The 22,618-nt window shown below is 58.4% G+C and carries 21 protein-coding genes and 1 pseudogene; 5 read left to right on the top strand and 17 right to left on the bottom strand.

Annotated features, from left to right (window positions below; translation table 11 throughout):
* The coding region (locus BZ163_RS25595; protein WP_143511032.1) for a hypothetical protein at positions 1-522 on the bottom strand (522 nt) is incomplete at its 3' end.
* A gap of 5 nt (positions 523-527) precedes the next feature.
* On the opposite strand from BZ163_RS25595, the pseudogene BZ163_RS25590 reads away from it, so the two are divergent.
* Positions 528-1,413 (top strand): annotated as a pseudogene (locus BZ163_RS25590) (DUF2950 domain-containing protein).
* A gap of 92 nt (positions 1,414-1,505) precedes the next feature.
* Here BZ163_RS25590 and BZ163_RS25585 read toward each other — a convergent pair.
* The 9 genes from BZ163_RS25585 to BZ163_RS25550 form a co-directional block, all read right to left on the bottom strand.
* Positions 1,506-1,811, bottom strand: a complete 306-nt coding sequence (locus tag BZ163_RS25585) for a panthothenate synthetase (RefSeq protein ID WP_128873196.1) — start codon at positions 1,809-1,811, stop codon at positions 1,506-1,508.
* Between the two features lie 325 nt (positions 1,812-2,136).
* On the bottom strand, positions 2,137-2,352 hold the full coding sequence (locus tag BZ163_RS25580) for a hypothetical protein (RefSeq protein WP_128873182.1): 216 nt from the start codon (positions 2,350-2,352) through the stop codon (positions 2,137-2,139).
* Between the two features lie 58 nt (positions 2,353-2,410).
* Complete coding sequence (locus BZ163_RS25575; protein ID WP_128873180.1) at positions 2,411-2,803, bottom strand: GFA family protein; 393 nt, start codon at positions 2,801-2,803, stop codon at positions 2,411-2,413.
* 82 nt (positions 2,804-2,885) lie between these two features.
* The gene (locus tag BZ163_RS25570) at positions 2,886-3,365 is read right to left on the bottom strand and encodes a VOC family protein (protein WP_128873179.1); all 480 of its coding nucleotides are present in this window, start codon (positions 3,363-3,365) and stop codon (positions 2,886-2,888) included.
* A gap of 200 nt (positions 3,366-3,565) precedes the next feature.
* Positions 3,566-4,384, bottom strand: coding sequence for a LuxR C-terminal-related transcriptional regulator (locus tag BZ163_RS25565; protein WP_128873177.1), 819 nt, complete (start codon positions 4,382-4,384; stop codon positions 3,566-3,568).
* On the bottom strand, positions 4,381-5,706 hold the full coding sequence (locus BZ163_RS25560; protein ID WP_128873175.1) for an MFS transporter: 1,326 nt from the start codon (positions 5,704-5,706) through the stop codon (positions 4,381-4,383). Before BZ163_RS25560 ends, BZ163_RS25565 begins: the two co-directional genes overlap by 4 nt.
* 41 nt (positions 5,707-5,747) lie before the next feature.
* Positions 5,748-5,930, bottom strand: a complete 183-nt coding sequence (locus tag BZ163_RS25555; RefSeq protein WP_128873173.1) for a DUF2783 domain-containing protein — start codon at positions 5,928-5,930, stop codon at positions 5,748-5,750.
* Positions 5,927-6,271, bottom strand: coding sequence for a hypothetical protein (locus tag BZ163_RS35955; protein WP_256579121.1), 345 nt, complete (start codon positions 6,269-6,271; stop codon positions 5,927-5,929). The genes BZ163_RS25555 and BZ163_RS35955 overlap by 4 nt, the downstream gene beginning before the upstream one ends.
* Positions 6,225-7,640 (bottom strand): FAD-dependent monooxygenase, encoded by a 1,416-nt coding sequence (locus BZ163_RS25550; RefSeq protein WP_256579120.1) that lies wholly within the window; start codon positions 7,638-7,640, stop codon positions 6,225-6,227. The genes BZ163_RS35955 and BZ163_RS25550 overlap by 47 nt, the downstream gene beginning before the upstream one ends.
* 247 nt (positions 7,641-7,887) lie before the next feature.
* Here BZ163_RS25550 and BZ163_RS25545 point away from each other — a divergent pair, with 247 nt between their 5' ends.
* Positions 7,888-9,225 (top strand): MFS transporter, encoded by a 1,338-nt coding sequence (locus BZ163_RS25545; RefSeq protein WP_128873171.1) that lies wholly within the window; start codon positions 7,888-7,890, stop codon positions 9,223-9,225.
* Between the two features lie 137 nt (positions 9,226-9,362).
* Here the strand turns inward: BZ163_RS25545 and BZ163_RS25535 are convergent, their stop codons facing one another.
* The 7 genes from BZ163_RS25535 to BZ163_RS25510 form a co-directional block, all read right to left on the bottom strand.
* Complete coding sequence (locus tag BZ163_RS25535) at positions 9,363-10,130, bottom strand: class II aldolase/adducin family protein (protein WP_128873169.1); 768 nt, start codon at positions 10,128-10,130, stop codon at positions 9,363-9,365.
* A 116-nt stretch (positions 10,131-10,246) separates the two neighbouring features.
* Positions 10,247-10,957, bottom strand: a complete 711-nt coding sequence (locus BZ163_RS25530; RefSeq protein WP_128873168.1) for a GntR family transcriptional regulator — start codon at positions 10,955-10,957, stop codon at positions 10,247-10,249.
* 179 nt (positions 10,958-11,136) lie between these two features.
* Positions 11,137-12,474, bottom strand: a complete 1,338-nt coding sequence (locus BZ163_RS25525) for a cytosine permease (RefSeq protein ID WP_228761548.1) — start codon at positions 12,472-12,474, stop codon at positions 11,137-11,139.
* 99 nt (positions 12,475-12,573) lie between these two features.
* Positions 12,574-13,131 (bottom strand): HD domain-containing protein, encoded by a 558-nt coding sequence (locus BZ163_RS25520; RefSeq protein WP_128873166.1) that lies wholly within the window; start codon positions 13,129-13,131, stop codon positions 12,574-12,576.
* 49 nt (positions 13,132-13,180) lie between these two features.
* Positions 13,181-13,357, bottom strand: a complete 177-nt coding sequence (locus BZ163_RS34950; RefSeq protein ID WP_161599979.1) for a hypothetical protein — start codon at positions 13,355-13,357, stop codon at positions 13,181-13,183.
* Positions 13,358-13,359: 2 nt separating this feature from the next.
* Positions 13,360-15,042 (bottom strand): hydantoinase B/oxoprolinase family protein, encoded by a 1,683-nt coding sequence (locus BZ163_RS25515; protein ID WP_228761549.1) that lies wholly within the window; start codon positions 15,040-15,042, stop codon positions 13,360-13,362.
* Positions 15,043-15,056: 14 nt separating this feature from the next.
* Positions 15,057-17,105, bottom strand: a complete 2,049-nt coding sequence (locus tag BZ163_RS25510; protein ID WP_128873164.1) for a hydantoinase/oxoprolinase family protein — start codon at positions 17,103-17,105, stop codon at positions 15,057-15,059.
* 448 nt (positions 17,106-17,553) lie between these two features.
* Between BZ163_RS25510 and BZ163_RS25505 the strand changes: the two genes are divergently transcribed.
* From BZ163_RS25505 to BZ163_RS25495, 3 genes are all read left to right on the top strand, one after another.
* A complete protein-coding gene (locus BZ163_RS25505; RefSeq protein ID WP_128873162.1) occupies positions 17,554-19,299 on the top strand; it encodes a hydantoinase B/oxoprolinase family protein in 1,746 nt (581 codons plus the stop codon).
* Between the two features lie 39 nt (positions 19,300-19,338).
* Entirely contained in the window at positions 19,339-21,429 is a 2,091-nt protein-coding gene (locus BZ163_RS25500; protein WP_128873160.1) for a hydantoinase/oxoprolinase family protein, read from the top strand.
* A gap of 94 nt (positions 21,430-21,523) precedes the next feature.
* Positions 21,524-22,507 carry a helix-turn-helix domain-containing protein gene (locus BZ163_RS25495; protein WP_128873158.1) on the top strand — a complete coding sequence of 328 codons (984 nt, stop codon included), beginning with the start codon at positions 21,524-21,526 and terminating at the stop codon, positions 22,505-22,507.
* Positions 22,508-22,618: the final 111 nt, after the last annotated feature.

Raw genomic sequence — 22,618 nt, 5'->3', positions numbered from 1 at the left:
CATCGAACCCGCGGCTACCAGCAATCGCCAGGCGCGCGAGCGGGCCCAGGCCGCGAGCCGCGACCTGGACCAACAACCGCAGGTGCGCGAACGGGCGCAAGCCAGTGCGCAGGCGCGCCAAGATACCCAGGCCAACGCGCAGAGCGCGAGCAGGCGCAGGCCAATGTACAGGCGCGTCAAAATACTCAAGCCGGTGCGCAAAAGCGCGAGCAGGCGCAAGCCGGTGCGCAGGCGCGCCAGAAGACTCAGGCCGGTGCGCAGCAGCGCCAGGGCACGCCAGACAATCCAAAGGTCCGCCAGCAAGCGCGTCAGCAACAGGCCAGCACCCAAGGGCCGCGCAACAATGCCTTCGCCGGCGCCAGCAACCCCTCGCAATCGCGATTGCAAGCCAGCCGCGGCCAGGCCAGTCACGTTTCCGCCAGTCGGCCGCGCGCGGAGCGCGCCAGTGGTCATACCGTACAACGCCCGGCCCGGGCACCGTCCCGGGGCGGTGGCAATCGGCGCTGACAGGAGACTCGCCATGAAGGCTGCTTTGCGTATTTTCCCGATTAACGCTGCTGGCGATCCTGGCCCTGGACGCGCGCGCGCAGCAGGCCTTTCCCAGTCCGGATGCCGCCGCCGAGGCCCTGGTCGCCGCGCTCGGCACCCGACAGGCCGATCAAGCACGCCTCGCGGCCCTGCTCGGGGCTGACTGGCGCGCCTATATACCGCTCGAAGGCATCGACCGCGGACGATGTTCGATGCTTCCTCACCCACTACCGGGAACAACACAGCATCCGGCCCGACGGGCAAGGCCAGGCGCACCTGGTGGTCGGCACCGACCCCTGGACCTTGCCGCTGCCGATCATGCAGGGCAAACATGGCTGGGCCTTCAACGCCAAGGCCGGTGGCGAGGAGATCCGCGAGCGTCGCATCGGTCGCAACGAACTGGCCACCGTGCAATCGGCGTTGGCCTACTACGATGCCCAGATGGACTACGCCGCGGTCGATCGCGACGGCGACGGCGTGCTCGAGTACGCGCAAAAATTCATCAGCAGCAACGGCAAGCATGATGGCCTGTATTGGGCCGAGGAGCCCGGGATGGAACAGAGTCCGCTCGGCCCTTTGTTCGGCGACGCCAAACCCGGCGACGACTGGCATGGCTATCAGTACCGTATCCTCGACGCGCAGGGACCCTCGGCGCCGGGCGGCGCCTACAGCTACAAGCTCGGCGACAACATGAGCCGCGGCTTTGCCCTGGTCGCCTGGCCGGCGAAGTACGGCGACAGCGGCGTAATGAGCTTCATGATCAGCCACGAGGGCGAGCTGTTCCAGAAAGACCAGGGCCCGGACAGCGCGAAACTGTCGACGTCCATGCACCGCTTCGATCCCGACAGCAGCTGGAGCGATGTCGATGAGCAACCCGGGCTTTGAGCGCGGTGGCGGGAATGCCCCCTGACGGCGTGCTCAGCCATCGCCTGGTAGCCTGCCAGGCCCACCGGGCTCAAGTACCCGTTTGGCCCTGCTCATGCCCACGTTTGACCGAGCCGCTCCAGACCGGACTTTTGCAGATCCTGCGGACTCATCACAATACGGAACTTGCAACTGGCGTTGAAGTTGAGAAAAAAGGGTTCCGCTAAAGCCGGGATATCGGAAGGGTCTTGCACGTCGACCAGAAAGATCCCGCCGCGCATGCCATCCTGCTCGGTAAAGTACGCCGCCTCCGGCTTGATGCTCTGCAGAATACGCTCGATAACCTTGCCCACCTCCCCGGCTTTGACAAGGGTGTTGAAGGGTTCATTAGGGCACTCGACCATAAGTAACATCTTCATCATTCGATCCTCTGTTCAACGTGCAACCCTATCGCCAGATCGCGGCTTCTGGCGCTCATGCCGCCAGCGTCGCGGTACCTGTCGTCAAGAATAGCCAAGCACGAGCCAACCCTCGTGCAGGGTTACGGGCGGTCATCAGGCAGGGTCGGGGAAGACGGCGCGAGGGAAAGCGGGATCAGCGCCGGGGGATTGCCAAATGGAATTGCCCTGTAGGAGCGAGCTTGCTCGCGATGGACGTCAACGATACCGCGTTAATTCTGGATAAACGCGTCGTCCTCGAGACCATCGCGAGCAAGCTCGCTCCTACAGAAAAGCGCGAGGCTGATTACGCGAACTTGATGGTGCCGCCCGGGATATCGTCTCGAGCCAAGCGCAAATCGCAGGCGTCCTGATTGAGCTGGTGAATCAGGTTGAGCAACCGCTGGCGCAACAGTTCGTCTTTGAGTTGCTCGGCTGCGCGCATGATATCCAGCGCGGCGTTCTCATTGTTGCTGGCGACGGAGTCGAGCAGTTTGCGCATGCTCCTTGATGGCCGATTCATCTGTTGCCTCCCTGGTTTTGATAGACGCGAATCATAGGGGGCGAATGTTTCGGCAATGTTACTCCTCGGAACGCCCCGTGGCGTCACGATCGCGCTCGTAGTGCCTGGTGAGCGCAAACGGCGGCAACCAGGACTCGCGACGCACGGTCCAGCTTTCGTAAGTGGGCCTCAGTTGGTCAGGGGCATCCAGGGATCCCAGGTTCACTTCGATTTCGTCGCCGGTGCGGGCGAACACCGATGAGCCGCAGCGGGGGCAAAAATACCGCCCGGCATAGTCACGTGTTTCGCCCTCGATCGTCACCGCGGCCTGCGGGAAGATCGCCGAAGCGTGAAAAAGCGCCCCATGGTGCTTGCGGCAATCGAGACAGTGACAAAGGCCGACCCGGTAGGGGCGCCCTGTCGCCTCGATCCGGACGTTGCCGCACAGGCAACCGCCGGTGAATCGATCCATGCTGCGTCTCCTCTGGAATCAGGCGATCAACCCACCCCGCCGGCCCATGAACAAGGCTGCCCGCGGCCCAGGCAAACGCTGATCAGCCTTTTACAGCCGCTTCGATCGCAGCGATGTCGATCTTGCGCATCTGCATCATGGCGTCGAATGCGCGCTTGGCCACTGCTTGATCGGGGTTGGTCACCGCGCTCGTCAGCACCCGTGGCGAGATCTGCCATGACAGTCCCCACTTGTCCTTGCACCAGCCGCAGGCACTTTCCTGGCCGCCGTTACCGACGATCGCGTTCCACAAGCGGTCCGTTTCGGCCTGGTCATCGGTCGCCACCTGGAACGAAAACGCCTCGTTGTGCTTGAACGCCGAGCCCCCGTTGAGTCCGACACAAGGGATGCCCATCACCGTGAAATCGACCGTCAACACATCGCCCTGCTTGCCCGCCGGATAGTCGCCAGGCGCGCGATGGACGGCGCCCACGGCGCTGTCGGGAAACGTCTTCGCATAGAACGTCGCAGCGTCCAGTGCGGTGCCGTCGTACCAGAGACAAATCGTATTCTTGCTGAGCATCCTGGTTCTCCAGAATCGGGAGTGAGATAGGCAGTCTAGCAGCCCAGGCAACGAGCACAGCTTTGCAGGCACCTGTGGACGGTCCTGGAGATCTGGCCTCAATCGCATACGTTATGCCGACGGTCTGGTGGCACGCCGGATACCTGTCGAGTGGTGTTGGCGGGGTGTCGAAATTAATCGCCAGCGCGATCAACCCGTGCTCAGGACCAACGACCTCGCACGACCAGCCCCAGCAATTCTCGATGCCCGCTGACGCCGGTTTTTCGATAAAGCCGCTTGATGTAGGTAGCGGCGCTTGAGCGCTGGATGCCCATCAGGGGCGCGATGTCTTCCGCCCCCAGGCCACTGAGCAAATGCCTGAGCAGTTCACGGTCCCGACGAGTCAGTTCAGGATAAAGTTGCTCAACCCGTTGACTCAGCAAAGACGGCATCTGATTGGCTTCGATATAGGCACGATAGTGCAAGCGCGTGACTTGAATCAGTAACGGCGCAACCGACTCGATAAATTCGATTTCGCGCTGATTGAAGTTGCCGTGCTCGCGCCCTCGATAGAAGTTGATCGACAGCCAGCCCCCGCCCTCCTCCTGATGATTGAGCAAGGCCATGCGTTGGGAGATTTGCGGCTGCTCATAGCAGACTCGACGATAGTCACGATGGGTGATGTCTTCGACCGACTGCAGCTGCGCCAGGATTCGTGCACCTCCGTATTTCGCCTTGTGACCGAGCATCGCCTGGCGGTTGCCATCCAGGCTGTGAAAACGCTCGACATAATCCCGGGAAATACGCGATATCTGCACCAGTCTGGCCTGGTCGGAGCACGACAACACCTGCGGTTCCTGGCCCTCGGGATAAGCGAACACAGTGCATTGAGCCAGCGGCATTACCCCGCGCACCAGCGTCAGTAACTCAGCCGCCAGCCAGGTCCGGCAGTCCTCGCCCACCCGAGCCAACAGATGGGCGATTTGTCCCGTCGTCAACGGGACCTGGTGGTAAACGGTGGTGAGCGGCCAGTGGTTCATTCAGGGATCAATTCGCGCGTTGAAGATTGGCGTTCGTGGGGCAGTGCCCGCACCAGTATGGCAGCTACCAGTAACAGCAGCGCCGCGTACAGACAACCGGCCGTATAGGTATGGGTCAGGTCTTTGAGCCAGCCGACCACCAGGGGGTTGAGAGCCGACCCCAGATTACCCACGGCGTTGATCACCGCGATACCCACTGCCCGGGCTTGAAAACTCAATGAGCGATCCGGCAGGGTCCAGAAAATCGACATGGCCGTGTAGGAACCCGTCGCCGCCATGCAGACCCCGGCCAGTTGCACGATCGGCTCGCTCGACAGGGCCGTGCAGCACCAGCCCGCAGCGGCCATCAGCATCGGCAGCGCCAGGTGCCAGCGCCGTTCCTGGGTCAGGTCCGAATGTCGACCCCAGAGGAGCATGCCCACAATGGTGCAAACCTGAGGAATGGCCGACAACAATCCGATCAGCGTATTGCTCTGTCCAGCGCTGAAACTCTTGACGATCAACGGCGTCCAGACCGCGATCATCGCCAGGGTGTTGACCAGGCAAAAGTACACCAGACAGAACAGCAGCACCGCTGGCGACAGCAACTCGCGTCCCCAGTGAGCATGGGGGGAAGGTGCCTGGCGGTCCTGCTCCAGCAACTCGGCCAGCTGCAGTTTCTCATCGTCGCTCAGCCAGCGTGCCTGGCGCGGCTTATCGTCCAGATAACCGTACACCGCCAGGCCGAGTACGACGCTGGGCAATCCTTCGAGAAGAAACAGCCATTGCCAGCCTGCGAGTCCCCAATGGCCATCCAGGCCCAAAATGGCGCCGGACAAGACCGAACCAAAGCCCGCGGTAAACGGCATGGCGATCATGAACAGCGCATTGGCCCGGGCCCGGTACGCCGCCGGAAACCAGAACGTCATGTACAGCAGTACACCAGGCAGAAACCCTGCCTCGGTGATGCCTACCAACGCACGCAACCAATACAGGCTGGCTGCGTCATGGGCAAACAGGGTGGCGGTCGACGCCACGCCCCAGGCAATCATCAGGCTGCCGATCCAGCGCCGGGCGCCAAGTTTCGCCAGGACCATGTTGCTGGGGATGCCGCACGCAATGTAGGCCAGGTAGAAAATCGTGGTTGCCATGCCGAACTGGGTACTGCTCAACCCCAGGTCGTCCATCATCGTCAGCCCGGCAAACCCGATATTGATACGGTCCAGAAATGAAAAAACGAAGCAGATGAACAGAAACCACAGCAGGCGTTTCGAGACTTTGGCGATGACCGGCGGATGAGCGCCGACCACCTCGCCAGGGGTCACAGCAGGACGGGATGGCATAGGGTGATCCTGTTTTTGTAATTATTGGCTGAAACCAGGTGTTACAGGTCCTGCACGGCGCACTCGACCAGCGCGTCGAAACGCTCGGCATCGTTCAGTGCCTCGGCCGCCAGCAGCGCCAATTTGACCAGGAACAACTCGATGTCGTTACCCGTATGGTCGATCGCCTCGGCGAGCCGATCGTAGACGCGCTCCAGGTCTGCCACATTCATCGACTGGCTCATGCTTGGTGACTCCTGTTGTGGCCAAGGGCCTGGTTTAATCCATGGCGCAAACGCTCGCCATCCAGATGCAGCCAGCGGGCGCAGACATGCTGGTCCGGGCGTGCCAGGTACGCGGCGCCTGCGTGCTGCACGCCATAACGCGTGCTGAACAGACCGTCGGTATCTGGCAGCGTCAGGTCGGCGCGTTGCACCTGACTGACGCCGTTCATGACGATCGCGATCACTTGTATCGGCAGCCCCTGACGGCGCAGCGCCTGGACCTGGGCATCGACGTCGGCATCAAGTCCCGCCGAGTCAGTGAAGCAAATCAGATGGAAGGCAGGCGCCAGCTCGTCGAACAAATAGCGCTGCTCGGCCAGGCGAACATTGAGCAACGGCGCACCGTTGCGCGGCCCCCCCGGTGAACAGCAGGTTATCGTCGGCCACCGCGTTAAGTTGCGAATCGGCGTAGTCGTGAGCCCTTGAGGTCCGCCAGTGATACAACGGGCGCACGAACTCCCGAGTCAATGACAGCGACAGCACCGCATCACGTAACAGTCGATAGCCGCGAGTGGGAGGCGCCATGAACCGCGTGCTCTTGCCCGCCTCCTCAATGATTTCCCGAGCAGCCTTGACTCGCTCGTCACTGTAGGAAGCCAGCAGCCCGGCACCGGCCAGGCCTTTGATGTGCAGGGCCAGTTTCCAGCCCAGGTCGTGACAATCCTGGAACCCGGTATTGGCACCGCGCACGCCGAAAATCGGTAACAGGTGCGCCGCGTCTCCGGCAAAAATCACGCGGTCATTGATGTACTGCGCCAGGGTCAGCGCCCGGGCTGAATACACCGAACTCCAATCCAGCTCCCAAACCGGGTTCTCGACGCCGAGCATCGCCAATTGCGCATCGATACGCTCACGCAACGAGTCGGGGTGCAGCGCCTGCTCGGGCGTTTCGTCCACGGGCAACTGGTAATCGATGCGCCAGATATCGCCGGGCTCGCGGTGCATCAACACGGTGTTGCCGGGATTCCAGGAGGGATCGAAAAATGCCAGGCGTTCAGTCGGCAGATCGAGCTTGATGCGGATGTCGGCAATCACGAACCGCCCTTCATAGGACGCCCCTTCAAGCTTGAGCCCCAGCAACGAGCGCAGTCCGGATCGGGCGCCATCAGCGGCCACCACCCAATCGGCCTCCAGGCTATAGGTATCGCCCGGGGTATCGACTTGCAACACCGCATGGTCGACGCCTTGCTCGATATCGATGACTTTATTGCCCCAACGCACTTCGATCAGCGGCTGTGCCTGGGCGGCCTCCACCAGATGTTGCTCGAGGTACTGCTGTTGCAAGTTGGTCATCGGCGCAAAACGATCGTGCGGATCGACCGGTGCCTCCATACGGAAAACCCGCTGGCCGCGGTAGTAGGAGTTGCCGAAACGCCAGGGCAGCCCCTGCCCGGTCACCGCTTCCGACACCCCCACTTGCTGGAAAATCTCCATGGAACGGCGAGTGAAGACAATCGCGCGACTGCCTTCACAGACTTGCTGCTCAGCCGCCAGTACGGTCGTTCGGACACCGTAGCGTGCCAGTTCGAGCGCCAGCGTCAGGCCAATGGGGCCGGCGCCCACAATCACCACGGGCGAGCGATTGAGGATGCCTTGAGACGGCACGAAAGCAGGATAAACCTGATAGGGAAAATACAGGGATTGATGGGGTACGACTTGAGGCTGATGCATGGTCCGGTGGCTCCCGGTTTATTGTTTTTTCGGGGACAGGTTTTGTCTCGGGCCACTCTAAATCCAGGCGCGCAGGGGGATGTCCCCTGGAAGGGACATGTTGCTGGCGCCCGCCAGCCATACCTCTCAGGTATCGTGCGGCACCCAAACGATATTAGACCCTGGCGAGCCCCACACTTAGCCTGTGACTCGGCAGGCTCTGCCTGCGCGAAAAAAACAACAATAATGCCCTTTGAGAGGAGTCGCCATGAGCACTCGCTATTCCATTCCCGAGTTGATCGACAGTACTCGACTCAGCGCTTTTCAGTGGCGAGTCTTTGTCCTGTGTTTTCTGGTGGCCATCCTGGATGGATTCGATACCCAGGCGATTGCCTTCACCGGCCCCTCGATCATCCAGGCCTTCGGACTGGGAGCCGGAGCGTTGGCGCCGATCCTGACAGCAGGCATTGTCGGCATGGTGCTCGGGGCAATGGCATTGGGCTTGCTGGGCGATAAATTTGGTCGACGACCGACGATTATCGGCTCGGTAGCCTTGTTTGGCGTGGCGTCCCTGGCGACCGCATTCGCCCAGACGACCGAGCAGATCCTGGTGCTGCGATTTATCGCCGGGCTGGGCATGGGCGGCGCAACACCCGTTGTCCTGTCGCTGGCGGCCGAGTACGGCAGCGCCAGGCATCGTGGCACGATCATGACCACGGTGTTACTGGGCTTGCCCGCTGGGGCCATTCTTGGAGGATTGTTGGCCGCCAGGATGTTGCCCTCGATCGGTTGGCAAGGCATCTTTGCCGTCGGTGGTATCGTGCCGCTGGCGCTGGTGGTGATATTGATGTTCGCACTGCCGGAGTCGTTGCATTTCCTGGCCAGGCACCGAGCAGTGATCGGTCGTCAAAAGATTGAGCGAATCGTCGCCAGAATCACCAAACGCCCAGTGTCTCCCGACAATACTTACAGTGTCCCGGAGATGGACGTAAAAACCAGAGTGACCTCCTTGTTCAGTGGTGGCCTGGCGCGTAATACCTTTGGCATATGGACGGTCTATCTCTTTAACTGGGTTGCCTGGTTCATGTTTCTCTCCTGGCTGCCCACCGTTCTCAAAGCCACCGGATTACCAGCGGAACAGGCACCCATGGGGACGGTTGCGGTCAACGCGGTGTTTGTCGTGTGTGCCATTCCACTCTCGATCATCCTGCCCAAGATCAACACCCGGCTGTTGTTGCTGGTCCTGTTTCTCTTCGGCATTGTCCTGTGCATTGGACTGGCCAACAGTGGCAACAACTGGACACTGGTATTCATCCTCGCCGGCTGCGCGGGCTTGGGCATTGGCGGTCAGCAAATCGTGTTGAACTACATGGTTGCCCAGGCCTATCCGACTGCCTTGCGTGCCACGGCAACCGGCTGGGCGATTGCGCTGGGTCGGGTGGGCGCCATTATCGGATCGGCCAGCGGTGGCTGGTTTCTCGAACATGGTGGTCCTGCGGGCTATTACTCGGCGCTGATCGTGCCATTGGTGATTGCGGCGGCAGGGCTCATGATCATTCGCACCCAACCCGAGGCCATGGAAAGTCAGCCACTCGCCGTGCATTGAGCATCAGTAGCAGCCCGCATGGCTGGCAAAAACTACCCCAACTGTGCCTGAATCTTTCGCACGACTCCCTGCATCGCCGGTAAATACCGGCGAGCGGCTTCCTCGATGGGTATCGCCTTGGCGATGTAGAAAGGTAATCAGGAACAGTACTCAGACTTTTGATCGTCGATCAGACGCAGCGCGGCTTCCCAGGCCAGGAGATGAAGATTATCGCGAATTTCATCGGCTGACTGCCTGGCGGTGAGCTCACATACCTCTTTGGCGGGGACGCGCAAACGTTGCCCGCCAGTCAAGGCAGCCACCTGAGCTTGACAAGCTCGCTCGAGAAAATAGATCTGATTGAAGGCTTCGGCAATAGAGCCTCCTACAGCCAACAACCCATGGTTTCTGAGAATCATTGCCATGTTTGAACCCAGATCAGTGACAAGTCTCGGGCATTCAGCAGGGTTGAGCGCGATGCCTTCATAATCATGATAACTGAGGCAGCCATAGAACTTTAATGCATGCTGTGTAATCGGCAGCAGACCTTCCTCTTGAGCGGCTACTGCCATGCCCGCCGAGGTATGGGTATGCACGATGCAAACAGCATCATGGCGAGCGCCGTGAATAGCTGAGTGGATGTTAAAACCAGCCTTGTTGACCGCCCCTGCAGCATGCAGCTGATCTACGATATCGCCGCCGATATCAATCCTGACCAGGTCAGATGCTTTCATCTCGTGGAACAGGACACCATAGCGATTGATGAGAAACAGTCCTTCATTGCCTGGCGCGCGCACCGAAATATGGGTGTCGATCAGGTCCGTCATTCGAAAATGAGCGAGCAATCGATAAAGGGCTGCCAGTTCGCATCGGACACTCCATTCAGCGTTGGATATGAAAGCATGGGGACTTGCAACATTAAACATAAGTTCCACCTAAGCAAACAAACAGAATGCGCAACAAAAATAAAAGAAACCAAACTCAAGACAAAAAAAATCCCTGCACTATCACTTAAGATTGCCAAGGTGTTGCTGCGGACAAATTAGAAGTTGTAAGCTTCCTTGATTCTTTTCCAGGAATCGCCTATATGAAACCGTAGCGATTCAATGATGGCTTGCTCATCCTTGGTGCGAAACGCCTCGACAATAGGCCAATGATCCGCTGCCGCATCTTCCAGACTTGCAAATCGATGTTCAACCAGGCTGATCGAAATCTGGATTTCTGCATAGATATTTGAAAAAGCCCGAATGGTCTGTGTGTTTCTCGACAACTCGCAAATTCGCTGGTGGAACGCGATGTCGCGTTCGACAAGGTCCATTTCACGCCCTGTTTTTGCCGCTGATTCCATCTGGCCGACGATTGCAGCCAAACCCTCGATATCCTCGTCGGTGAGGTAGGGAAATGCCTGACGAACCGCAAACTCCTCCAAAGCCAGCCGGAATGAGAAAATATCCTGGATGTCCGACTCCGAAAACGAACGGACAAAAGTGCCTCGCCGTGGGCTGGAGATAAGCAAGCCGCGCTCTTCCAGCTTGCGGATCGCCTCCCGGATCGGGTTACGGCTGATCTTCAACGTCCGCGCCAACTCAGCCTCATTAACACGCTGCCCCCCTTTCAGCTGGCCGCTGACCAGCAGCTTGTACAGATACTCGGTCACCTGCTCCGACAAGCTTTTACTGTCGACAACCGGTGCCGGGAACGATCCTGGCTCGCTCGTAGGGACGTTTGAAACTGAGGATGGAAACTGATTCATCTGAAGTTGATCCGCTATGTCTTCGATGTAGATAACGATCGTGGTCGAACTGAATCGCGTTACAGATTGCGCACTGTCGACTGTGGACAGTTAGCTTGCCTTTTTATCCCCCCCCTGTCAATTCAAGTAGTCGGTGTCACGTAGGCCCCTTAAATAGTAAGAAGCCTACGCAACAACAATCAATTTACTTTGCTGATACTTGGGCTAGTTACCCCTTGACGCTTTGATAGTAGACGCATTACCGCGTAGGCAACAATGGCTGTCGCGGGCGCTGAAAATGTTGCCAACAGGCCTGTGCAGTTCATAAGGATTATGCCCACGACGGAGGCAACCAACCACGCAGTCAACCCGCAATAGTTTACCGTTTTGCACGGAACATCCGAGATACCGCCATCCGCCAACCTGCGAACCTCAATGATTCTCGACAGGGCGACACCCACCCAGGCGACAACGATAATCCCTTGGTACGCGAGCGCTTCCAACAGATACTTGAAGACATCGGCGAGCATGAGGACAAACACCAATACACCTACAACGACAGCCCACCAGCCCCATTTCCAGCCAATGCCAAAGAACTGCCCTATTGTTTTCAGATTGCTGGTAGCGACGAAGTAGTTAGCTGAGTTGATTCGGGTCTGTGTTGCCCATACAAAGACCAGTCCCCAGAACCCAAGTAAACTCAGAATGGCCAGCACTACAGAAATTTCACTGATCTTCTCGATGCTTGGCACAGAGCTGACCAGATAGATACCACACGCCCCATTGATGACTATCGTCACAAAGTAAAATAAAAAGCCGAAATTCCATTTACTGTGAAACGCCTCGTCGGAAGGCTTGCCAAACTTCGCATACTCATAGGCGAAGAGCATGAGGACCCAGATGCCCATGTAGTACACAAAGCAGTTCCACCAGCCGTAAGGGGATGGTTCGGCGGGTCCAAAGGTCATCCAATTGGTTGAGTAGCCATATTCGGATATGGAGATACACACGGCTGCGACAAGGCCTATGACGTAGACCGGTAGCAACACACCATTGAGCTTGTCGAGCCAGACCTGGATTTTCCCCAACACCAACGGGACGCTATAGGCCACGACGATCAGAGCGGCGACTGTGTGATTGATCGAGGGGAAGAGATGGTTGATCGCAAGCGCGATGACAGACCCTTCGAATACAGCGTAATAAATGGCGGTAGCCCCGAGGATGATCGCAGCGAGCACGGCCCCTTTTGAGCCGAAAAGCTCTACTGAGAAGGAGGTCACCGAATGACCTGTTTTAATGGCGTGACGGGCCATCAGGGAGGTGATGACGCCATAGGAAATGACCGAAAGGAGCATTCCCGTAATCGCATTGAACGTTCCGTATTCCAAAGCAAGTGCGCCGCCTACAATAATGTAGAACATTGCACTGCACACTGCCCACCACGCCATGGACAGCGATACTTTATTAATACGCTCGTCAAGTCGCACCACGGCCACAGGTTGCCCTGCGCCGCCGTTACTTTTAATTGGGCCCGCCATTTTTTATTACTCCAGTGATAGAAGGAGGTGTTTAAAACACGTTTTTTGGGCAGAACGACTACTTAAATGTTTCTTCAGGAATGCTCAAGCGTATATTTATTATTTGTGCGAGTACGGTTTTCGAGAGAATATCGTTTCGATCAAGGGGGTAAAGCTTTCAAGACTCAAGGTATCGTACTCCGGGTCGAACGAAGGACAATCCCATTCACGACAGAATTTGTCGCACTCATCAAACCAAGGATGCCCACGAAATTTCTCGCGAGTATTTTTGTCCCACCCCAGGTTCTCCCAGTAATAAAACCCTTGGAAGACGTCGTGATTAAGTACAATCCAATGGGTTTTTTCGGACACATAAGGCTTAATCAGCGCACCCGCCAATTCGGCATGGTTGTACAGTGCGAGTGTGTCACCAATATCATGGACTAGCGCAGCCAGAACCATTTCATCATCGGCGCCGTCACGCTTCGCCCGAGTGGCCGTCTGCAGCGAATGCTGCAGTCGGTCAATCTGGTAGGGCTGCTCACCCTGCCCCAGGAGTTGCAGGTGTTTGATCACCAGCTCAGGCATATGTTTATGTTCGTCGGTTTCGAAAGAGGAAATCAGCTTCCAATCTTCGGGTTTCATCTGGTCAATACTTTTGAAGTTAGCCTTTTCCATCTTTTTTCCTATCCATCGGACGGGGCTGTAACAGCCCCGCCGAATATTTTTACTTCGAAGCGCGCCGCTGCTGACGCTCAGCGCTCCATTTAACACACCAGTCGGAACAGAATTCCTTGCCGTCGACTTTAACCTTCGTCGGCGCATCCTGTTCGTAGATCAGGACGCCGCAGTTAGCGCATTTCACGTAACGTTCGATGTAGAGACCGTTTTCTGAGAATTTCATCTTCAGTTCCCCGTGTATCCGTAATTCGACCTTGCAGATTCGAGTGAGATATAGCCATCGCGCAGATCGCGTTCGACGGACTCCGGCGCTCGTTTTTTCGGACTGCCGAAGCCGCCACCACCCGGGGTGATCAACTTGACCCGATCCCCTTCATGGATGTCGACGTTCGAATAACGGCTCGTGGAAATCTTCCCGTACGCTTCGCACATCGTTTCCCACTTGTGTGAACCATTTTTCTGGACAAGGGTGGCACCACAGCCACCTTCCAGACCGCCGTCCAAGCCCCAGGGCTTGGTGAAATGACGGTCGGTCATTTGCGAAACAGTGATGGTTTCATTCAGGCAAAGCATTTGTTTGGTGTAACCCAACCCCCCTCGGAATTCGCCTGCACCGCCGGAGTCCGCATCCAGAGCGAGACACTCGACACGCCATGGGAACCGGGTCTCGAAGACTTCGACAGGCGTGGTACGACAGTTGCCGTTGATCGAGTCGACAGCGTCGTTCCCATCTGCGAAAGCGCGCCCGCCCCAGCCCACGGTTTCCAGGTCATAACAGGCGAAGTATTCGCCGCTGGCTGCATCCACACCGCCGAATACGAAGTTGCAATGGGTTGCGCCTTCGGCAGCCATGACTCGATTGGGAACCGCGGTTGCCATGGCGCCCAGAATTGCGCCGGTGATGCGTGGATGTGTCTCCGTGTTACCCCCGACCGAAGGCGCCGGGAAATCCACGTTCACGATAGTGCCGGGAGGCGAAAGCACTTTGATCGGACGGAAACATCCACTATTGCGCGGTATCGATGGGTCCGTCATATGCAGGACTGCGTTATAGGCAGCTGACGTCGATACCCCTAGTGTTGCATTGATCGGACCACGCGCCTGTGGCGAAGAACCTGTGTAGTCGATGATGATTTGATCGCCACGAACGTGAACTTCCACAGCGATGCGGTAGGTCTTGTTCGGGGTTACACCATCACTCTCCACAGAATCTTCGAAGGAGTAGATACCGTCGGGAATGGCGTCGATTTCGGCTTTCATGCGACGTTCTGCGTAATCGAGCAGGTCGCCAATGATCTGCTGGACATCACTGACGCCGTATTTCTCAAGCACATCGCGCATCTGGCGTTCGCCCAGATCTACAGCTGCAATCAAGGCGCGTAGATCGCCATAGTTGGTCCGGGGTGTACGAACGTTGGCCAGCAACAGCTTCCAGATATCGTTGTTATCGACGCCGGCGGATTTGATCTTCACCGGAGGAACACGCACACCTTCATGGAAGATTTCCGTAGCCTCGCCAGGGAAACCGCCCGGCGCCATGCCACCGACTTCAGCGATATGACCAATAGCGATTGCCCAGCCTTGCAGCTCGCCATGGAAGAAGATTGGCTTGAAGAAGGTGTGTTCAGGCGTGTGGAGGCCGCCACGGTAGGGGTCGTTGTGGAGGATGATGTCGCCTTCTTTGAGGGACACCACGTCGATTTCCTTCAAGCACGACTTCACCAAAAGCGGTATCCCACCAATCATGGCGGGGCAAAAATCGGCGACCGCAATCAGATTGCCCTGCTTGTCGGCCAGACCGCAGGTGAAGTCCAGCGCTTCGTTGAAGATCGTGGAGTAGGAGGTCTTCTGCAGGGTAATTCCCATTTCTCGACAGATCGATACCATCGTCGAGTCGAGAATACTCATCGCTACCATATCCATTACTTGCCCTCCGCGGATTTTGCAGTTACGAGCATGTAGCCGTATTCGTTTACGCGAATTTGCTGATCGGGTCGCAGGATCGTGACCGAGGCACTTTCTTCGATGATCGCCGGTCCTGTGATCACATGGTTCTGGAGCAACGTTTCGCGCTCATACACCGGCGTATCGATCCAACCGCCCTCATAGCGAACCTTGCGACTGGAATTGGCTTTGGCGGGCTTTTCGGCAAGCGCCAGGGTCGCAATGTGCGGTTTCTCGCAAGATGCGATTGCCACCGCTTTGATGGTCACCAGCTCAATGGTTTCGCCAGGCGTGGAGAAGCCAAACCGGGCCTGGTGAATCTCATGGAATTTCTGCCACAACCGGGCTGCAGACTCGGTATCGATCGATGCCTCGTCCACCGGCAGTTCCAGTCCATGATTCTGACCGAGGTAACGCGCTTCGATGGAGCGTTGAACATGGATGTTGTCAACGTAACCCTGTTCGGTGAGCTCACTGACCGCACTGCTCACCAGATGGGTCATCGCTTCATCGACAGCGATCGCGTCGAACCGCGTGGAGACCTGTTGGATAGTTCGCTGCTTGTCGACACGAGCATTGGTCATGATGAACCCGAATGCCGAGAACTGGCCGGGATAGTTAGGCACCAGGCCTTGAGGGATGCCGCTGATTTCCAGCAGGTCGCAGATGTGAACCGGCCCTGCGCCACCGGATGACAACAGGGTGAAGTCGCGAGGGTCCAGACCGCGTTGCAACAGCACCGTGCGCAGCGCACCCAGCATGTTGTTATTGGCGATCTGGAGCATCGCCATGGCCGCTTCATCAACGGCCATATTGAGCTTGTCGGCAATCCGCGCAACCGCACGATGGGCGGCGCTGGCATCGAGCTTCATGCGTCCGCCGAGGAAAAAATCAGGGTTGATGCGACCCAACACCACGTTCGCATCGGTCACGGTTGCTTCAAGGCCACCACGACCATAGCAGGCAGGACCAGGAACGGAGGTCGCAGACTGCGGGCCCATTCGCAACAGGCCACCTTTATCAATCCATGCCAGGGAGCCGCCACCAGCACCAATGGTATGAACGTCGATCATCGGCACCTGAATCGGAATCCCCCACTCGATTTCAAAGTCGGTGGTGATGTTTTCCTGGCCGTTGACCACGGTTGCACAGTCGGTCGACGTGCCACCCATGTCGAACACGACCAGGTTTTTGATCCCGGTGAGTTCAGCGACAGTACGGGTGGCGACTACGGCACCCGTTGGTCCGGACAACGCCATCTGTACGGGAGTAGCCGCTGCGCCCCAGATGCTGGATTCGCCGCCATTGGACTTGATGACGCCGACTTTATCGCCGATACCCAGATCATCGAGGCAAGTCTTTATACGTGCGAAGCTTTCCTGAACGATCGGCTTGAGAAAAGCATCAGCGATAGTCGTGGATGCGCGGTCGTATTCCTTCCACTTCGGAAGTACGTGAAACGAAGACGAAATAGGGATATCAGGCAGCTCTTCAGCCAGAATCTGCGCAATGCGGTCCTCATGCTTTGGATTGACGTATGAGAACAGGGTGCAGACGGCGATAGCTTCGATGGTGCCATCGTTGCGAATGGCCTGCGCGACCTTGCGCACCGAGAGCTCATCCAGAGGAAGTACTACCTCACCCAGGGCGCTGATACGTTCGGCAACTTCATAGCAATCGGCTCGACTAACGAATGCCTTGGTCTTGATCCAAGTGATGTCGTAGTGGCTGCGGCGGTCACCACGCTGGATAAACGGCACATCTTTAAAGCCGTTAGTGGTGACGTAGGCAACCTTCGCGCCTTTTCGCGTTAACAGTGCGTTCGTCGCAATCGTGGTGCCCAGACGAATCTTGTTAACGGTTGCCATCGACTCGATGTTGGATAGCCCTTCCAAAACACCATCGATAGGATTGGCTGGAGTCGTTAGATTTTTCCAGTTTTCAATCTTGCCAGTTGTGGCGTCGTATGACACGAAGTCGGTAAAAGTACCGCCAATGTCGACACCTACAATATTGTCCTCACGCATAAGGCGCTCCGCTTTATTATAAATCTAAAGTTTTTCGGGGGCAGTTCTTAAATACTTTTTATGCGGTGGTTACCGTGTGCATCGCGATGGACGCGAATAAATGAATTATCACGGTAAGTGCATTTCTCTTATTCTTTTTTTCTACATTCGTACCTCGCACAGCGGGTGCTTGTGCCCGCTTTCGGTCGGCTGTCCTTGCAGGAGAAGCATGATTCAATCTGTGGACTGAAGACTGTGGACAGTTTGCCCTTGAGGAAAATGGCTGTCAACCGGTTCTAGCCCTGTCATCGCAAGCGCCAGGAACAATGCGCAGTAACCCGTGCACTGGGGATCAACAACCAGTGCACTCGGCGCCAAGCCAGACACGGGTTCGAGCGCGTAATTTTGTGCCGTGGGTTAGACGTTCGTCCTGACCTCCACCTGATAACAACAAGATTTCTGGTGACCCATGAGCACAGTAGATCCGATCACCCTGGCCGTCGTGCGAGGCGCACTCGAAACCGCGCAGCGCGAAATGACCATCACCCTGGAGAAAACCGGTCGTTCGAGCGTTTTCAACCTGGCTCACGACTACTCCAATGCCCTCTTCGACCACCTTCCGGAAATGATCCTGCAAGGTCAGGACATCCCGATTCATCTCGGCTCGCTGATTCCGGCGATGAAATGCGTCGCCGGTTTCTTCGGCGATGACGTCCAGGAAGGCGATGTGATTTACCACAACGACCCCGCCTACATGGGCAGCCATATTCTCGACTGCTGCATGTACAAACCCGTGTTCTACAAAGGCGAGCTGGTGTTCTGGGCGGTATGCAAAGGCCACCTGACCGACATCGGCGGCCCGGTGCCCGCCGGCTACAACCCGGATGCCAGGGAAATCTACGCCGAGGGTTTGCGCATCCCGCCAGTGAAGCTCTGGTCACAAGGCAAGCGCCGTGAAGACGTGATCAACCTGCTGCTGACCAACATGCGCGCCCGCGCCTATCAGGAAGGCGATCTCAACGCCCAATACGGCGCGTGCAATGTCGGTGAACGGCACTTGCTCGAACTGCTCGATCGCTATGGCGTGGAACAGGTGCGCGCGTGCATCGCCGAATTGAAAGACATGGCCGACCGTCACATGCGTGCCTTGCTGCGCGACGTCCCGGATGGGTGCTACACGGGCACCGCAGTGCTTGAGGACTCGGGCCACGGGCTGGGCGAATTGTCGATCACGGCGCAGGTGGAAATCCGTGGCGACGAGGCTCACATCCTGATCCAGAGCCCACCGCAAGTTCCTTACTTCATCAACTCTTACGCCGGCAACTCGGTGTCCGGGGTCTACCTGGGGCTGATGATGTTTGCCCAGGTGCCGCCGCCGTACAACGAAGGCTTGTACCGCTGCGTATCCGTCGACCTCGGCCCACCGGGCACCTTGTGCAATGCGCAGGAACCCGCGCCGCACGTCAACAGCACCACCACACCGATGGAAACCCTGGCCGACGCGGTGCGTCAGGCACTGGAGCAAGCCGCGCCGGAACGCGTCACCGCCTCCTGGGGCCACGCCAGCGGAATCAACATTGCAGGCCATGATCCGCGCAATGGCAACGACGAGTACGTGACCATGGTCCTTGCCTCGATCATCTCCGGCGCCGGCGCCAACAAGGCCATGGACGGCTGGCCGGCATGCGGTCCGTTGTGTTGTTTCGGCGCACTGATGTCCGGCGATATCGAGTTGCTGGAGCACGCCTACCCCATCCTGATTCACCGCTACAGCCTGATGACCGATAGCGGCGGCGCGGGTGAGTTTCGTGGTGGTTCGGGGACCCGCATCGAGATCGAACCACTGAATCACCCGATGACCGTGGTCGGCTTCGGTGAGGGTCGGCAACTGCCGACATCGGGTGCCGCGGGTGCCACCAACATCATGCTCGAACCCAAGTTGGGCCGGTTGATTCACCGCAAGGTCGACGGCGAAGAACAGCAGTTTATCTACAACGCGCAACTCACTGCTCAGCCTGGCGAACGGGTGATCAACATCAACCCCGGGGGCGGTGGCTACGGTAATCCCCTGCGGCGTCCGATCGCCAGTGTATTGAACGACGTGCGTAACGGCCTGGTGTCCCGTGAAGGCGCGCGCCTGGAGTATGGCGTGGTGATCGAAAGCAATGGCCTGGTCGACGAAGCCGCGACCCACGCCTGCCGTGCCACCCATTAATCGAACCCGGCCCCTCTGAGCAATCTGGAAACCCTCATCATGACCAAACAACAATATCGTCTGGGCATCGACGCCGGCGGCACCTTCACCGATTTCATCCTGGCTGATCGCAGTGGCAACGTGCAGCTGTTCAAGGCACCGTCAACCCCCCAGGATGGCACCCTCGCCATCCGTAACGGCCTGGCCCAGATCGCCGACGCCATCGGTCGCACGCCCGCTGAAATCATTGGCGACTGCGACCTGTGCATCAACGGCACCACCGTGGCCCTCAACGCCCTGATTGAAAAAACCGGGGTGAAGGTGGGTCTGCTGTGTACCGACGGGCACGAAGACAGCCTGGAAATTCGCCTGGGACACAAGGAAGACGGACACCGCTACGATGCCAGTTATCCGCCGGCCTATATGTTAGTGCCGCGGCATCTGCGTCGGCCCATTCGCGGCCGGATCATCAGCGACGGCAGCGAATACGCTGCGCTCGATGAACAGGCGATTGTTCAAGCGATCGACTATTTTCGCGAGCAGGACGTCAAAGCCGTGGCCATTTCGTTCGTCTGGTCTGTGCGCAACCCGAGCCACGAACAACGCGCGGCCGAGATGGTGCGAGCAGCCTTGCCGGGCGTGTTCGTCTGCACCGGCAATGAAGTGTTCCCGCAAATCCGTGAATACACCCGCACGTCGACTACCGTGGTCAACGCCTACCTGAGCCCGGTCATGGGCCGCTACATCGAACGGATCGACGCCTTGTTCGAAGAGCTCGGCGCGCAGCAGCCGACTCGCTACTTCCAATCCAACGGTGGCCTGGCGCCCGGCATGGTGATGCGTGAACGTGCAGTCAACGCGATCAACTCGGGCCCGGCGTCCGCGCCGCAAGCCGGCTTATGCGTTGCACAGCCGTTCGGCATCGACAACGTGATCACCGTGGACATGGGCGGCACCTCGTTCGACATCACCTTGAGCAAGTCAGGGCGCACCAACTTCAGCAAGGACACTGATTTCCTGCGATACCGCATCGGTGTGCCGATGATTCAAGTGGAAACCCTGGGTGCCGGCGGCGGCTCGATTGCCTTTCTCGACGACTTCGGCATGCTCCAGGTCGGCCCGCGCAGTGCCGGTGCCAACCCTGGACCGGTGTGCTACGGCAAGGGTGGCACCGAGCCAACCGTCACCGACGCCAATCTGGTGCTCGGCTACCTGGCCGACGGCGCGCTGCTGGGCGGTAGCATCCGGCTCGATCGCAAGGCCGCGATCGAGGCCATCCAGCGCAAGATTGCCGAGCCTTTAGGCATCAGCGTTGAACGCGCGGCCATTGGCATCATCACCTTGGTGAACCTGAACATGGTCAGTGGCATTCGAAGGGTGTCGGTCGAGCGTGGTTACGATCCGCGGGACTTCGCCCTGATCGGCGCGGGCGGGGCTGCGGGCATGCATGTCATGCGTCTGGCCGAGGAGATCGGCAGCCGGGTGGTGCTCATCCCGAAAGTCGCTTCCGGACTGTGCGCGTATGGGCAGATTCTTTCAGACATCCGCTATGACCAGCTGACCACGCTTGCGATGCGCCTTGACGACGACCTGGTCAACTTGCCCCTGCTCAACCAGACCTTGCGTGACCTGCGCGAACGCGGCATGAACAATCTGCGCGACGATGGATTCGACGCCGGGGACAACGTTGAGTGCCTGTACAACCTGGAAATCCGCTACCTCGGCCAGATCCACGAATGCAGCGTTGAGTTGGCCTGCGATCAACTGGATCATGCCGGCCTGCTCACCCTGCGCGAGGCATTCCATACTCGCCACAAGGCCCTGTTTTCCTACAGCGAGCCTGAGAGTCCGGCAGAACTGGTGAACCTCGAGTGCTCCGTGATCGCACGCCTGCAACGCCCGCCCATGCCGGAACTGCCACCACCTGCCGAAGAGGTCACACCTGCCGCGAGCGGTTACCGGTCGATGCTGTTCAGCGCGCAATCGTCCTGGCAGGAAACGCCAGTGTACAACGGTGATCGGCTGCAATCCGGGCAAACGGTACACGGCCCTTGCGTGATCGAAGAGGCCACGACCAACATCGTCGTGCCACCTGGCTGGCTGGCAACGCTTGCCCCCTCGGCCACCTACCGACTGACACCTGGTGATTGACCGTCCGTAAGCATTGGCAAATGATGGCAACCCACGGTGCCGACGGATTGTTCCTCGGCACCGTCCTCAGAACAAAAATCATACGAGGGCAGCCATGGCGACCAAACTTTCCACCCGCTCCTGGTCCGACAGTCAACGCCAGCCACTGTGGGCGGACGCGATCGCCTGTGCTTATTTTCCACTTTCGCTGGAGTTCGCGCCCAACGCCACCTTCAGCGGCAGCCTGCAAATCTGGGAAACCGCCACTACCCCGCTGACGCTGTCACGCTTGCGCTCCAGTCAGCTTGGCTATTCGCGCAGCAAGGCCCAGGTCAGTGAAGATCACGACGCCTGCTACCTCGTCACCGTGCCGCGTCGCAGCGAAGTACATTTCGAGCAGGACGGCCGGGAACTGCATTGCCAGCCCGGAGGATTCATCTTCGAACGTGGCGATGCGCCCTACCGCTTCCACTATGCCAGCGACAACGATTTGTGGGTGTTCAAGCTCCCGGAGCGCGCGCTCCATGGCCAACTGCGCGGTGCCGAGCGCTACACACGCTTGTGCTTCGATGCCAAGCGCGCGCTCGGTCGGATCTTTGTCGACCAGTTGGCCATGTGCGCCGCTCGTTTCGATGAATGTAACGAGGCGGCCCGCCACATGCTGCTGGAGCAAGCGCTTTCAACGTTATTGATGGCGCTGCGCGATGATGAGCGGGTACTCAGCAGCGAAAGCTCCAACCTGACCGCCTTGCACTTGCAACGCATCGAGCAATACGTCGAAAGACATCTGGGCAATCCCGACCTGGCGCCGCCGATGATCGCCGACGCCTGCGGTCTGTCAGTGCGCTATCTGCACAAACTGTTCAACAGTACGCCCTACAGCGTCGGGGAATGGATTCGCCTGAGGCGTCTGGAGGCGGTCAATCGAGGCCTGCACGACCCCAACTGCCATCTGTCGATCGGCGAGTTGGCCATGCGCTGGGGCTTCAGTGATCAGGCTCAATTTACTCGAAGTTTCCGTCAACACTTCGGCTGCACCGCCAGAGAGGTGCGTACCGGCACGACTCGTTCACCGGGCGCGTCGCAGCTTTGTGTATGAGGCGGGGCTTTTCCTGCTCGACGGCAGCGCCGAAGATTCCATCGGCATAACGGTATCTGGCCCCCGCAGCCGCTATCGTTTCAAACAGCGCTTTACCAGGTGAATAACTCC

This window comes from Pseudomonas sp. VI4.1 (assembly GCF_002029345.1).
In the GTDB taxonomy this organism is placed as follows: Bacteria; Pseudomonadota; Gammaproteobacteria; order Pseudomonadales; family Pseudomonadaceae; genus Aquipseudomonas.
Note: the sequence above shows the minus strand (reverse complement) of the source record. Positions and strands in the feature narration are given on the sequence as shown.